Here is a 14,294-nt window from a genome sequence, read left to right on the forward strand (position 1 = left end):
ATAAACAGATGAAAGGATCATATATAGTAGTTTTAGGTATTGCATTTCTTACTTCCTGCGGGGGTGGAGATGGGAAAAAATCGGTAGAGAGCATAATAGAAAATGGCTCCCTGGGCGAAATGAAAGCCAAAAGAAGTGAATTGGTACAGAAGAGAGACGAACTTTCCGGCCAATTGACCAGACTGGACGATGCCATTTCCGAGCTCGATACATTGCACAAACTTGCCCTGGTTTCCACCACAACGGTCAAAGACACCCTTTTTAATCATTATATAGAATTGCAGGGAAGCGTCAGTACCAAGCAGAACATCGTCATCAATGCGGAATATAACGGTATACTTACCGAAGTTTACGTTCGTGAAGGACAGGATGTTAAAAAGGGGCAATTATTGGCCAAAATAGATGACGGCGGCCTCTCTCAGCAACTGGCCCAGGCAGAAGTACAGGCCAATCTGGCCAGGACCACATACGAGCGCCAAAAACGCCTGTGGGACCAGAACATCGGTTCCGAAATACAGTTCCTCGATGCCAAAACTTCTTATGAAGCTCAGGAAAAGGCCATTGCGCAACTGGAAGATCAGATCGCAAAAACCAGGGTGACTGCCCCCTTCTCCGGTACTATTGATGATATAATTACCGATCAGGGATCTGTAGTTGCCGCCGGGGCCGCGCTTATGCGTATCGTCAGCCTGAAAAACATGTACATAGAAGCTGAAGTACCCGAAAAATATCTGCCGAATATTTCAAAGCAGACCAGCGTCGAGATCTATTTTCCCGTCCTCGGCAAAACTTTGGAATCCAAGGTGAGACAGGCCGGAAATTATATCAACCCCAATAACCGCTCTTTTAAAATTGAGATTGATGTGCCTAATTCTTCCGGAGATATCAAACCGAACCTCACCACCAAGTTAAAGGTATATGATTACACCAATGAAGATGCCATCCTTATTCCTCAAAATGTCGTTTCCGAAAATGCCAACGGAGACCAATATGTCTATGTGGCGGAAAAAAACGGAAAAGAATCCGAAGGAGTCGCCAAACGGGTAATTATAAAAACCGGTAAGACCCAGGGTGACATTATAGAAGTACTGGAGGGACTTTCCACAGGAGACCACATCATCAATGAAGGAGCAAGAAGCGTGGAAGAAGGACAAGTAGTAAAGATCATTGAAGAAAATTAATATTCGTCCGGAAGTCCTGCCATTTCACATGGACCGCATGACGTGATGATGGGATTGGGGATTTGATTTAAAATATATAATATCCAACAAGTAATCTTACCTGTACAACAGGTATAAACTCCCAAACCAATGGATAACAAAAAGACCAACAAAGAATTTGCCATGTCCTCGTGGGCGATCAACAACAGGACAATCATATATGTTATTATCGCCATTTTCTTTTTCATGGGGCTGTCGGCATATTACAACATGCCAAGAGAAAGTTTTCCCGAGGTAAAGGAAACCAAAATATACATCAGTTCGCTATATCCCGGTAATACAGCAGAAGATATCGAGAAACTCATCACGGATCCGCTCGAAAAAGAGTTGCGAAACGTGAGCAATGTCGTGGAGATCACCTCTACATCGCAGGAGGATTACTCGATGATTATCGTTGAATTCGACGAAGATATAGAAGTGGATGTAGCCAAACAAAAAGTAAAGGATAAAGTAGATTCGGAAAAGGCGGACGAGGATTGGCCGACATTTAACGGAGCCAAGGTAGAACCCAACGTTTTTGACCTTAACTTCTCCGAAGAAGTTCCTATATTAAACGTAAACATCAAGGGAGACTACCCCGTAGAAAAACTGAAAGACTTTGCAGAATACCTGCAGGATGAAATAGAAACACTTCCGGAGATCAAACAGGCAGATATCCGTGGGGCACAGGACAAAGAGGTAGAAGTTGCAGTAGACATTTATAAAATGACAGCGGCCAAAGTGAGTTTTGATGATGTCATAAGTGCTATCAGCAACGGAAATGCCACTATTTCCGGCGGTAACCTTATTGTCAGCGGACAACGCAGGACCATACGGGTACTCGGCGAAATAGAGGCCCCTGAAGAGTTGCTGAACTTTGTAGTAAAATCCGAAGACGGCGCCGTTTATTTAAAAGACATAGCCAAAGTTTCGTTTAAAGAAGAGGACAAGACCACTTATGCAAGAGAGTTCGGTGAAAATGTGGTTATGCTGGATGTTAAGAAACGTTCAGGCAAAAACCTCATTGATGCTACGGAAGGAATATACGGAATTGTTAAGGAAACACAGCAGGATTATCTCCCTAAGGATGTTAAACTATCCATCACAAACGATCAGTCCACACAAACACTGAATCAGGTAGACGACCTGGTTAACAACATCATCTTTGGTGTGATTCTGGTGGTAGGGGTTTTGATGTTCTTTTTAGGCTTCCGGAATGCCCTCTTTGTAGGATTTGCCATTCCCATGTCTATGCTTATATCTTTTATGGTCGCACAATTTCTAGGCTTTACAATGAACACCATGGTGCTCTTTGCCCTGGTTATGGGACTGGGAATGCTGGTGGATAACGGAATTGTACTGGTGGAGAATGTCTACCGGCTTATGGAGGAGGAAGGTATGAACCGTATAGAAGCCGCAAAAAAGGGTATCGGTGAAATAGCCCTTCCCATTATAGTATCAACAGCCACTACGGTTGCCGCATTTATTCCGTTAGGTATGTGGCCCGGGGTCATGGGAAAATTCATGATCTATTTCCCTATGACATTATCCATTGTACTGGGATCCTCCCTTTTTGTGGCCATCTTTATGAATTCCATGCTGGTGTCCAACTTCATGGAGATTACAAACCGCATACTTACCAGGAAAGAACTCATTCGCCTCTCCATTATACTCGGGGCCCTGGGAATACCACTGATATTTATAGGAGGAGGCGCAAGGGGAATCGGGACGCTGATGATTGTAACAGCCATCATGTTCTGGACATACAAGTACCTTATAAAAGGACTGGCCAACCGTTTTCAGCGTACTTTCCTCGTATGGCTGGAAAACAAGTACAAGTCCTTCCTGTCCTTTGCACTTAAAGGCAGGTGGCCCTATATTTTTGTAGGAGGCACCATTCTCCTATTGTTCTTTTCTTTTGTACTGGTAGGGATAGCAAGTCCTAAAGTGGAGTTTTTCCCGGACAACAAACCCAATCAGATCATTGTTTATATAGAATATCCGCAGGGAACGGATATAGAGAAAACTAATGCTGTTACCAAAAAAATAGAACAGGATGTATACAGTGTCTTGAACAATCCGAAGTTTATCGATGACGGATATAATTACATGGTTGAATCTGCCGTATCACAGGTAGGTGAAGGTGCGGGGAACCCGGAAACGGACGGAGGTTCTTCTGCCGAAATGCCACACAAAGGTAAGATCACCGTAACCCTGCGGGAATTCAAATACCGGAGGGGACAAGACAGTGAAGAGCTGCGAAAAGAAGTTCAGGAAAAACTTGCCGGAAGATACCCTGGGGTTATTATTTCTGTTGAAAAAGATGCTGTCGGACCACCTGCCGGATATCCTATCAATATAGAAATCAAGGGGGAAGATTACGACAAGCTCGTTCAGACTGCCGAACACATGCGCGACTTTATCAACGACATTAACATAAGTGGTATAGAGGAGCTGAAAATAGATGTGAACCGCAACAAACCGGTAATGGAGGTTACGGTAGACAGGAAAAAAGCGGGAGAACTCGGTGTATCTGCCGGACAGGTTGGTACCCAGATCCGGAGGGCATTGTTCGGTGAAAAAGCCGGAGTCTACAAAAAGGCCGGAGAAGATTATGACATCAACATAAGATTTAATGAAGAAAACCGGTACAACACCAGTGCCTTGTTCAACCAGAAGATCACTTTCAGGGATGCTGCCTCAGGACAATTAAAGGAAATCCCGGTAGCCGCAGTGGTGACACAAAGAAATACGGCATCGTTTAGCGCCATCAAGCACCGGAACCTGAAGCGTCTTGTAACCGTTTACTCTGCCGTACTACCGGGTTACAATGCCAATGAAATTGTAACACAGTTAAAATCGGAATTGAAAAATTTCAATATAGAAGATCAAAATACTTCCTATGCCTTTACCGGGGAAATGGAAGAACAGGAAGAAAACATGAAATTCCTTTTGGGAGCACTTGCCTCCGGACTCGGACTTATTATGTTACTGCTGATCTTCCAGTTCAGCTCTATTTCCAAACCTTCGATCATAATGCTGGCTATTTTCCTCAGTTTTATAGGGGTGTTGTTCGGGCTGGTCATCTTCAATATGACTTTTGTGATCATCATGACGATGATGGGTATAATTTCCCTTGCGGGAATTGTGGTGAACAACGGGGTGGTTTTACTCGATTATACACAGTTGCTCATTGACAGGAAAAAAGAAGAACTTCAAATGGAAGAAAACGGCATGCTATCCAAAAGAGACCTGATAGAAGCTATCGTCATAGGCGGAAAATCCCGTCTGAGACCTGTTATCCTAACGGCCATTACCACAGTATTAGGGCTTGTTCCCCTGGCCATCGGTCTTAATATTGATTTCTTCTCCCTGTTTACGAACTGGGATCCGAAAATCTATATCGGCGGGGACAACGTTATTTTCTGGGGGCCCCTGGCCTGGACCGTGATCTTCGGACTTACCTTTGCCACCTTCCTTACATTGGTCATAGTTCCGGTAACCTTCTATCTCGTAACCTGTTTCAAAATGTGGTTGCGCAACAGAGGCAGCAAATCCGGAAATGACGGGGAAGATACTGAGAACAATACCGAAACAGGTATGGCATTGTCATAACCACATCTGTTACCGAAAAGAAAAAGGAGGCTGTCTTTAAAAAGATAACCTCCTTTTTCTTTTTATAAGAATTTGTCGGTAGCTTTACCACAGGTACTAAAGCTATGGGACCTTTTAGCCGGAAGCCTGGAATCATGACCAGATCACCGGGAACCAAACGCAAAAACTACGGATCTTTTCCCGGAGCACGGGGAAAAATCTATAGGCGGTTGAGTCTTCAAACTGTCCACAAAAAAACCGCCCGGAAAATTTCCCGGGCGGCCCTTTTCATTTCTGAAAAATGCTTATTTGTTCAATACCACAGGCCTGGCGTTACTCCATTTCGTTACGCTTACTATCTGACTGTTCTCAAAATTTACTTCATTCAGATCATCAGGAGTCCAGAAGAACCACTTCCCTACTTTTTTCCCTTTTTCATAGGTCCCGGAAGCGATCTTTTTTCCTTCCGCATTATAGGCTTTCCAGTCACCATGAGGTTTACCGTACTTATAAAATCCTGTCTGTGCGATCTCACCGTTATCGTGGAAATAAGTAGCTTTCACCAAATCTCCTTCCTTCTCCAGTACGGGTTTTAAACCGGGTTCCTGGGCGAACAGGGATCCGGATAATAATAAGGCTGCTATTAATGTTATACTTTTCATATCTATTTTTTTAATGGATTTTTTCTCTTCGATCTATAACAAAGATAGCTAAAATTTTACATTTAAAAAACATTTACATAACATTAAATTAACATTGAAGTTTCAAAAAACTGTATTTCAACAAGTTAAACAATAAGAAACAAAGCAACTGGCGCCCCGTATATTTAACATAGGATTTGACAGTCAACATTGTACTTCCCCGCGGGAATATAGTCGAGAGCTGTAATCCACCCGGGAAAAAAGGGAGCATGCACCTTTCCCGAATCATATATCTTCTTACATTTGCATCCTGGATTACCGGGGATCGGGTTTTGAAAAAACAGCCCGAAAACCGGTAGAAAAATATTGTTTTGTTTATGAATGGCCCAGGATTTATCTGCCACTTCGGAATAACAGAACACGGATATGCTAATTAACCAAAAGACAATGTACAGAAGTCATACTTGCGGAGAACTGCGGGATTCTCATGTAAATAATGAAGTTACCCTCGCCGGATGGGTGCAGAAAACACGCGATAAGGGATTTATGATATGGATAGATCTTCGTGATCGTTACGGTATAACCCAGCTTATTTTTGACGAGGAGAGAACCCCGAAAGATGTTTTCGAAAAAGCCGGGACCCTGGGGAGAGAATTTGTGATACAGGTTACGGGAACGGTTATCGAAAGAGAATCCAAGAACAAGAACATTCCAACCGGAGATATTGAGATCCTGGTAAGTGACCTGAACATTCTGAATACAGCCACGCTCCCACCTTTTACCATAGAGGACAATACGGATGGTGGCGAGGATATCCGTATGAAGTACCGCTACCTTGACATCCGGAGAAACCCTGTAAAGGACAAACTTATTTTCCGCCATAACGTGGCCATGCAGGTACGCAATTACCTTTCTCAGGAGGGTTTCATAGAAGTGGAAACCCCATACCTCATCAAGTCTACCCCCGAAGGTGCACGTGATTTTGTAGTGCCGTCCCGCATGAACGAAGGACAGTTCTATGCCCTTCCGCAATCGCCGCAAACATTTAAGCAATTGCTTATGGTGGGCGGAATGGACAGGTATTTCCAGATCGTAAAGTGCTTCAGGGATGAAGATCTCCGGGCCGACCGGCAACCGGAGTTTACACAGATAGACTGTGAAATGACCTTTGTAGAGCAGGAAGATATCCTACAGGTGTTTGAAAACCTGACCCGGCATCTTTTAAAGGAAATAAAAGGTGTTGATGTCGATACCTTTCCGAGAATGTCCTATGCCGAAGCCATGCGAAAGTACGGTATTGATAAACCGGATATCCGCTTCGGAATGGAATTCGGGGAACTCAATGACCTTGCCAAAGGAAAAGGATTTAACGTATTTGATGCCCAGGAACTGATAGTGGGTATTGCTGTTCCGGGAGCCGCAGAATATACACGGAAACAGATCGATGCCCTGATAGACTGGGTAAAACGTCCGCAGATCGGGGCCAACGGACTGGTTTGGGTAAAATATAATGCCGACGGTTCTTTCAAATCTTCCGTAGATAAATTCTATAATGAGACCGACCTGTCGCAATGGGCTGAGTCTACCGGAGCAACACCGGGCGACCTCATCCTGGTCATGGCCGGACAAACCGATAAGACAAGGTCGCAGTTAAGCGCACTCCGTATGGAAATGGCCGAACGTCTCGGCCTGCGTAAACCGGATGAATTCGCTCCATTATGGGTTGTGGACTTTCCATTACTGGAATGGGACGAAGAAACAGGGCGTTATCATGCCATGCACCACCCGTTCACCGCTCCCAAACCGGAAGACATCGCATTACTGGACACCGATCCCGGCAAGGCAAGAGCCAATGCATACGACCTTGTACTCAATGGAAATGAAATCGGGGGAGGGTCTATCCGTATCTATGACGCGGCATTACAACGCAGAATGTTCGAATTACTCGGCTTTACCAACGAACAGGCGGAGGCACAGTTCGGGTTCCTGATGAATGCCTTTCAGTATGGGGCGCCTCCCCACGCAGGTATTGCTTTCGGATTTGACCGGCTGGTAGCCATACTGGGCGGACAGGAGATCATACGCGATTTTATAGCATTCCCGAAAAACAATGCGGGAAGGGACGTGATGATCAATGCCCCCGCCCCGATAGACCGCGAACAGCTGGACGAACTGCACCTGGTCATTAAATCCTGATCTTAAAACGGGAGAACTGATAATCGGGAAATTCCGGTATGATATTCAGGATTTTATTCTATATTTGCACTTATTTAGAATTAATTTAAAGTAGCAGATGCAGAGTGATATGAGAAATGCCGCAGGACCGCACTTTAGCAATATAGAGGCCATGCTTTGCCATATGGAATGTGGCAAAAAGAAAAAAAAGTGCTGTAAGAAGTACAAGAAAAAGGGCAAAACACATTGTAAAGGCTGCCCGAAATTATAGTTTAAAGAAATATATCCCGTTCAGGTTCAGACCAAGCGGGATTTTTTTGTTAGTTTGGGAGTTGATAAGTTCGGAGTTGGTTAGTTGGTTATTTTACAGCAATACGGGAAAACGGCATTTTCCCGGTTTACAATAAGACAATTATGTGGAAATAACTTGAGGTTGCCAACACATAAATTCCGTAACTTTTACACTTGATCGGTAAAAAACTTGGAATAACCGTACTAATGTACTTAATTTTGCACTTTCTTTTGTGCTTCGGGCACAGTAACGGAATATTAATGTTTTAAGTTTTTTCTTTTGGTGGAACAAGGTAAAATGCCAAAGCAGGAAAGATCATTGCTCACCAGGTTCTTGATATGGCGTGCCAAACATATCTCCCAGCGTCAGTTTATCTTTATATTAAGTGTATTGGTAGGTTTTACTTCCGGTATGGGTGCCGTGGTACTTAAAAACTTCACCCATTTTATCCAGCACATACTGGAGGGCAACCTGGTACAGTATTACCATCAGGCGTTTTATTTTATTTTTCCTATCATCGGTCTCAGTATTACGTATCTTATCATGAAATACATTATACGGCACCCGGTGAGCCACGGTATACCTTCTACCTTGTATGCCATATCCAAAAGAAAGGGGATCATACGGCAGTTCCAGATGGTCGGTTCTATACTTACGGCACCGATAACTGTTGGTTTTGGGGGTTCTGTCGGGTTGGAGGGCCCTACGGTAGCTACGGGAGCAGCCATAAGTTCCAACATCGCCCGGCTGTTTCATATGAACCAGGCAAACCGTACGTTGCTTATAGGATGTGCCGCCGCAGGTGCCTTGTCCTCCATTTTCAAAGCGCCGATTGCGGCAATTATTTTTGCTATAGAGGTATTTAGCCTGGACCTTACTCTTGCTTCCCTTCTTCCGTTGCTACTGGCATCCATATCAGCTATAATCACCTCGTATTTCTTTTTCGGCTCAGACAGTTTGTTGCCGTTTCAGATCGTGGAAGGGTTCGCCATAAAAGATGTTCCCTTTTTTATTATTCTCGGAGCGGTTTCCGGACTGGTCTCCATATATTTTGCAAAAGTTTATCACCGAACGCACAGTTATTTTGACCACATCAAATCACCCGTCCGCAAGTTGCTCATCGGCGGACTGGGCATAGGAATACTGGTCTTTTTTATTCCCCCGCTCTATGGTGAAGGGTTTGATGTTATAAATAACCTGATTAAAGGAAACCCGGAAAAGGCCCTGGTCAACAACTTCTTTAACCTGAGCCTGGACAATGTATGGATTGTCATTGCCCTTCTTGCCGGGCTGGTATTTTTCAAGGTCATTGCCAGTTGCCTTACTTTCGGAGCCGGAGGTGTAGGGGGAATTTTTGCCCCTACTTTGTTTATGGGGAGTATTATGGGAAATTGTGTTGCCAAAATAATCAATGTTTTAGGATTGGGCAACCCGGCGGTTTCGGAGAGCAATTTTACCCTTGTCGGTATGGCCGGCCTCATGGCGGGAGTGCTCCATGCGCCGCTTACGGCAATCTTCCTCATTGCAGAACTCACAGGAGGTTATGAACTTTTTATCCCGTTGATGATAACTTCGGCCATTTCGTTTTCCATTACCAAATATTTTATTTCCCACTCGGTATATACCATGGAACTGGCCAGAAAAGGAGAACTTATTACCCATAATAAGGATCAGGCTATTCTTACGCTTATGGACATAGACAAAGTCATCGAAAAGAATTTTGTAGCTGTCTATCCGGACATGAAACTCGGAGATATCGTCCACAAGGCCGTGGTTAAATCAAACCGGAATATTTTCCCGGTGATCAACGAAAAAGATAATTCGCTGGCCGGCGTCCTGTTGCTTGACGATATCCGCCCCATCATGTTCGACCAGTCTCTTTATAAAGAAGTTTCTGCCTCGGATGTCATGCACGACCCTCCCGCGGTCATTCACCTGGAGAAAGACAAGATGACGGAAGTCATGCAAAAATTCCAGGACAGTGGGGCGTGGAACCTTCCGGTACTGAAGGACAATATCTACGTGGGCTTTATTTCCAAGTCCAAACTGCTGACGGCCTACCGGAGAAAACTGATTTCCTTTACCGCGCGTTAAGGGGAAAACCGGCATCAGGGTTGTTTTAGTTTGGGAATTGAGGAGTTCGGAGTTGGGGAGTTAATAGATTGAAACTTTATCTGTCCGGTATTTAACTGCGGAATACACGCAGAATTTACACGAAATAAAGCAAAGGCAATAAAATTACAGGCCTGCCACAGGCATGGTTTTAACCTTCGCATTTCGCCCCATCGCAAAAAGGGACTCCGGACTACAAACGCTTTAACTTTTCATATAGCCTGCCCCGCTTTTTAAAAGCGTATATTTGCATAAAACCATATAAAAATGTAACTTTTATATCTATATGAAGAACCTCATCAGGATATTGTTTTTCATCATTCTGGCTGCACTGTGCACCGGCTATTCCTTTATATGGAAAGAAGATGCGCATACCGGCCACCGTATTATTGGCTTTGCCGTGCTGGCCCTTGCTTTTGTACTTATGCCTCTGTTTCTCTTTCATCGTTACAAAGGCAGAAATATTAGGGAATTTCGTCTCTTTAAGGACGAGGAGGACCACAAAAATGCTGAAAATCAATAATTTTTTTTTAAGAAAAAACGATAATTTAACCTTTTGCATTCATATAAATCCTACATTTGTCACTTAAATTTTATTTATAATTCATAATGACAGGAACAGTTAAATTTTTTAATGAATCTAAAGGTTACGGATTCATTACCAACGACGAAACCGGCAAAGACATCTTTGTACACGTAACAGGATTAAAAGGTGTTGAGCTAAAAGACGGAGACAAAGTAGAATATGTTGAACAAGAAGGAAGAAAAGGCATGGTTGCTGCACAAGTGCAGGTAATCGGATAATATATATTTTATTTTGATTGACCCAAGGCGTTTACCGGAACAGTAAACGCCTTTTTTTATGTGCGGAAAAAAGGCCGGGGAGTTTTTTAGTTTTGAGTTCTTGACTGGGTTTTTCTGCTCTTCTTCAGGCATTTCTTCCGTCTACATGATAACTGTTTTTTTTAGTTTTCCCGCCTGTAGATCATTCTCCATATCTTCGATGATCCCGGCTTTGACTTGTTTTCTCTGACAATCGGGCCATTCGTTAGCACCTGCGCAACCCGTAACTCATTAACCACGAAACTTTAAAACCCTGTTCCCCGATCTGTCAATTTAAGATTATTTTCGCTTATTTAAAGCTTGACCAAGAGAGAAAATATCTCTATATTGAGAGGACTAATTAATAGTAGCCCGGCAACCATCGCACTTTGCAAGAATATAGACCTACCCCTCATAATTTCTTCGCCTTGTGTTGATCAACCTGATATTTTCAGTTTTCAACCAATATCTTTTACATACACCGAAAACGGATGTGATTGCCCGGAAAGAAGAGGGACTATATGAAGAATACAAACAACTCACCTCACCACAGACAGGTACAGGAAGTCTTACAAGCATCGCCCGTAGGGGCTTTTCAGACAGACATGGGCGGCAACTGCTTTTTTGTGAACCGATCCTGGGAAGACATGTCCGGATTAACCTCCGAAGAATCCCTGGGAAAAAAATGGATGGAAATAATAGTGGAAGAAGACCTCCCTGCAATTTCCCATATCATTCAACAAGCCATACGGGAAGTAAAGGAGGTTTCTTTTATCTATCGCATACAGCACCAAAAAAACGGTGTAAGGTATTTCAAGACACATGCCCGTCCTGTTCTCAATAAAGAGGAAAACGAAAAATATTTTTTGGGATACATCCAGGATATTACGGAAACCAGGCTGTCTACGGTTTATATTGACAAACAGAACAAACTATTCCGGATATTAAAAAATATCCAGGACCGCTTTTACCTTGGTGAAAGTCCGTACACATTATTTAACAAGTTGCTGGAAAATATCTTAGAGATCACCGAAAGTAAATTCGGGTTTATCGGGGAAATTATCCGGGACAAGCACGACGGACAGCCTTACCTGAAAACTTTGGCCCTGTCTAACATCGCCTGGGATGAGGCGAGCCGCAAGATCTATGAAGACACCAAAACAGAGGGGGGGGTATTTACAAATCTTGACTCTCTTTTCGGACAGGTGATAAGCAGCGGTGAACCTTATATCTCCAATGCTCCCGAAACGGACGAAAACCGGGGCGGTACGCCGGAAGACCATCCCCGATTGGAGTCTTTTTTGGGGCTTCCCGCAAAAACCAAAGACCAGCTTGTGGGGATGATAGGTGTTGCCAATCGAAAAAACGGATATGATCTTTCTCTTGTGGAATTTCTCGATCCGCTGTTATCCACATTCGCCAGCCTGGTGGCTTTTCATCGGCTGACCATAGCCAAAAAAGCGGCCGACACGAGAAAAGAAGAACTGAACAATCATCTACAATCCTTAATTTCTTCCCTTGAAGATATTATCCTGGAAATCGATGGCAACCTGGTTTTCCGGAATGTATGGGCACGTAACGAAGATATCCTGTTTGTCCCCAAGGAACGGTTTATAGGTAAAAACCTTACCGAAGTCTTCGGGGAAAGGGCCTCTTTTTTTGCAGACCATATCCATAATGTCATCCGGACGGGTAAAACGAAGGAATTTGAATACAAGCACCTGGACCCTGCAGTCGATAAATGGTATAAAGCCAAGGTAACCCCCGTTAACCTTGACCCCCGCCCGGACCATTACAAAATGGCCATCTTTGTCCGGGACATCACGGAGAAAACAAAATATATCGAAGCCCTTAAAGCCGAAAAAGAAAAGCTGGAACATACCAACCTCTTATTCGATTTCAGCCAGGAGCTGAGTAAGATAGGCGGATGGGAGAACAATATGATAACGGGAAAAGTGGTATGGACCAAACAAACACACGCCATACTTGGCATATCTCCCGAATATATTCAGCAAACAACGTACAGGGAGCTATGGGACCTGCTTGAAGAAATGGGTGCGGGACTTATTAAGGAGAATGCCTTAAAAGCATTAAAAAGCAAAAAACCCTATGATGTCATTACCCGGATCACCACTTTGCAGGGAGACAGGAAGTGGGTACGTTCTATAGGTATCCCCATCGTTAAAAACAGTAAAGTTATTTTATTTCGTGGCGTTCTCCTTGATATTACCCGGCAAAAGGAAACAGAACTGATGCTGGAGCAGACAAAAAACGCGGCTGAGGCCGCAGCCCGGGCCAAGACGGATTTTCTTTCGGTAATGAGCCACGAGATCCGTACGCCGTTAAACGGTATCATCGGTATCACCAACCTGCTAAAACTTAACCATACGCCGGAACAGGAAGAATACATCAACAACCTGATGTTCTCGGCCGATCATCTCCTGCAACTCATCAATGATATACTGGACCTGAACAAGATAGAAAGCGACAAGCTGGAACTGGTATATACGGAAATAGACCTTCCCGAGCTTATATCTAATATTAAAAACCAGTTCCAGTCACTGGCAGATGCCAAAGCCATAAAACTTATTTCCGGTATAGACGGAAATATCCCCCGCAAGATTATTGGTGATGCAGTGCGGATAAGCCAGATATTGAACAACCTGGTAAGCAATGCCATAAAATTTACGGAAAAAGGGGAAGTTTCCATTATATTGCAACACCTCTCGACCACACCAACACATACTACGATCCGTTTTGCTGTCAGGGATACCGGCCTGGGCATCCCGAAAAAAATGCAGGAGACCATTTTTGAAAGTTTTAAACAAATACAACAAGAGGCTTACCGCAAGCATTCGGGTACCGGCCTGGGATTGACCATTACCAAAAAACTGATAGCGTTACACAATAGTCATATAACCGTAAATAGCAAGCCGGGCAAGGGCACGGAGTTTTCTTTTGACCTCACCCTGGAACTTCCTTCGGAAGAGAACCGTAAAAAACTGACACCAAAATCATTAACAGGTTTTGAGAACAGGCTTTCGGGACTAAAACTCCTGTTTGTGGAAGACAACCGTGTAAATGCCCTGGTTGCCCGGAAACAACTGGAGTATTTTGGCATAAAGCCCGATCATGCCCAAAACGGGGATGAAGCCCTGGGACTTCTTGAGAAACACCATTATCACGTAGCACTCATAGACCTCCATATGCCGCAGATAGATGGTTATCGATTGTCCGAGATCATCAATCGGGACTATCCGGACATACACATTGTTATTTTTACAGCCGATATTATGACCGACGTAAAGCAACGGTTGGCCCGCATGGGTATTTATGATATTCTCAATAAACCTTTCGTCCCGACGGAAATGTTGTCGGTACTCTTAAAAGTGGCTAACAATAAACAACTGCTGTCCCGGGAGGAGAAAACAGGTATGTAAGGCCAAACCTCCCTATACC

Annotated in this window: 8 protein-coding genes; 7 read left to right on the plus strand and 1 reads right to left on the minus strand. The window is 43.9% G+C overall.

Features of this window, described 5'->3' with window-relative positions:
* A partial coding sequence (locus ED312_RS13895) for an efflux RND transporter periplasmic adaptor subunit (RefSeq protein ID WP_317125682.1) occupies positions 1-1,181 on the plus strand: 1,181 nt, incomplete at its 5' end.
* Positions 1,182-1,310: 129 nt separating this feature from the next.
* Complete coding sequence (locus ED312_RS13900) at positions 1,311-4,814, plus strand: efflux RND transporter permease subunit (RefSeq protein WP_123216624.1); 3,504 nt, start codon at positions 1,311-1,313, stop codon at positions 4,812-4,814.
* Between the two features lie 284 nt (positions 4,815-5,098).
* Here the strand turns inward: ED312_RS13900 and ED312_RS13905 are convergent, their stop codons facing one another.
* Positions 5,099-5,455, minus strand: a complete 357-nt coding sequence (locus tag ED312_RS13905) for a toxin-antitoxin system YwqK family antitoxin (RefSeq protein ID WP_123216625.1) — start codon at positions 5,453-5,455, stop codon at positions 5,099-5,101.
* Between the two features lie 426 nt (positions 5,456-5,881).
* Here ED312_RS13905 and aspS point away from each other — a divergent pair, with 426 nt between their 5' ends.
* The 5 genes from aspS (at position 5,882) to ED312_RS13930 (ending at position 14,275) form a co-directional block, all read left to right on the plus strand.
* Positions 5,882-7,630, plus strand: a complete 1,749-nt coding sequence (aspS, locus tag ED312_RS13910) for an aspartate--tRNA ligase (RefSeq protein ID WP_123216626.1) — start codon at positions 5,882-5,884, stop codon at positions 7,628-7,630.
* Positions 7,631-8,198: 568 nt separating this feature from the next.
* Positions 8,199-9,995, plus strand: coding sequence for a chloride channel protein (locus ED312_RS13915; protein WP_123216627.1), 1,797 nt, complete (start codon positions 8,199-8,201; stop codon positions 9,993-9,995).
* A 304-nt stretch (positions 9,996-10,299) separates the two neighbouring features.
* A complete protein-coding gene (locus ED312_RS23600) occupies positions 10,300-10,536 on the plus strand; it encodes a hypothetical protein (RefSeq protein WP_148044295.1) in 237 nt (78 codons plus the stop codon).
* Between the two features lie 86 nt (positions 10,537-10,622).
* Positions 10,623-10,817 carry a cold-shock protein gene (locus ED312_RS13925; protein ID WP_123216629.1) on the plus strand — a complete coding sequence of 65 codons (195 nt, stop codon included), beginning with the start codon at positions 10,623-10,625 and terminating at the stop codon, positions 10,815-10,817.
* A 539-nt stretch (positions 10,818-11,356) separates the two neighbouring features.
* Positions 11,357-14,275 carry an ATP-binding protein gene (locus ED312_RS13930; protein ID WP_148044296.1) on the plus strand — a complete coding sequence of 973 codons (2,919 nt, stop codon included), beginning with the start codon at positions 11,357-11,359 and terminating at the stop codon, positions 14,273-14,275.
* The last annotated feature ends 19 nt before the right edge of the window (positions 14,276-14,294 follow it).

The organism is Sinomicrobium pectinilyticum (assembly GCF_003725735.1).
Classification (GTDB): domain Bacteria; phylum Bacteroidota; class Bacteroidia; order Flavobacteriales; family Flavobacteriaceae; genus Sinomicrobium; species Sinomicrobium pectinilyticum.

Bases quoted from the DNA above. Each gene is read 5' to 3' on its own strand.
- ED312_RS13915 (WP_123216627.1), top strand. From the start codon at position 8,199: ATGCCAAAGCAGGAAAGATCATTGCTCACCAGGTTCTTGATATGGCGT.
- ED312_RS13930 (WP_148044296.1), top strand. From the start codon at position 11,357: ATGAAGAATACAAACAACTCACCTCACCACAGACAGGTACAGGAAGTC.
- aspS (WP_123216626.1), top strand. From the start codon at position 5,882: ATGTACAGAAGTCATACTTGCGGAGAACTGCGGGATTCTCATGTAAAT.
- ED312_RS13900 (WP_123216624.1), top strand. From the start codon at position 1,311: ATGGATAACAAAAAGACCAACAAAGAATTTGCCATGTCCTCGTGGGCG.
- ED312_RS23600 (WP_148044295.1), top strand. From the start codon at position 10,300: ATGAAGAACCTCATCAGGATATTGTTTTTCATCATTCTGGCTGCACTG.
- ED312_RS13905 (WP_123216625.1), bottom strand. From the start codon at position 5,455: ATGAAAAGTATAACATTAATAGCAGCCTTATTATTATCCGGATCCCTG.
- ED312_RS13925 (WP_123216629.1), top strand. From the start codon at position 10,623: ATGACAGGAACAGTTAAATTTTTTAATGAATCTAAAGGTTACGGATTC.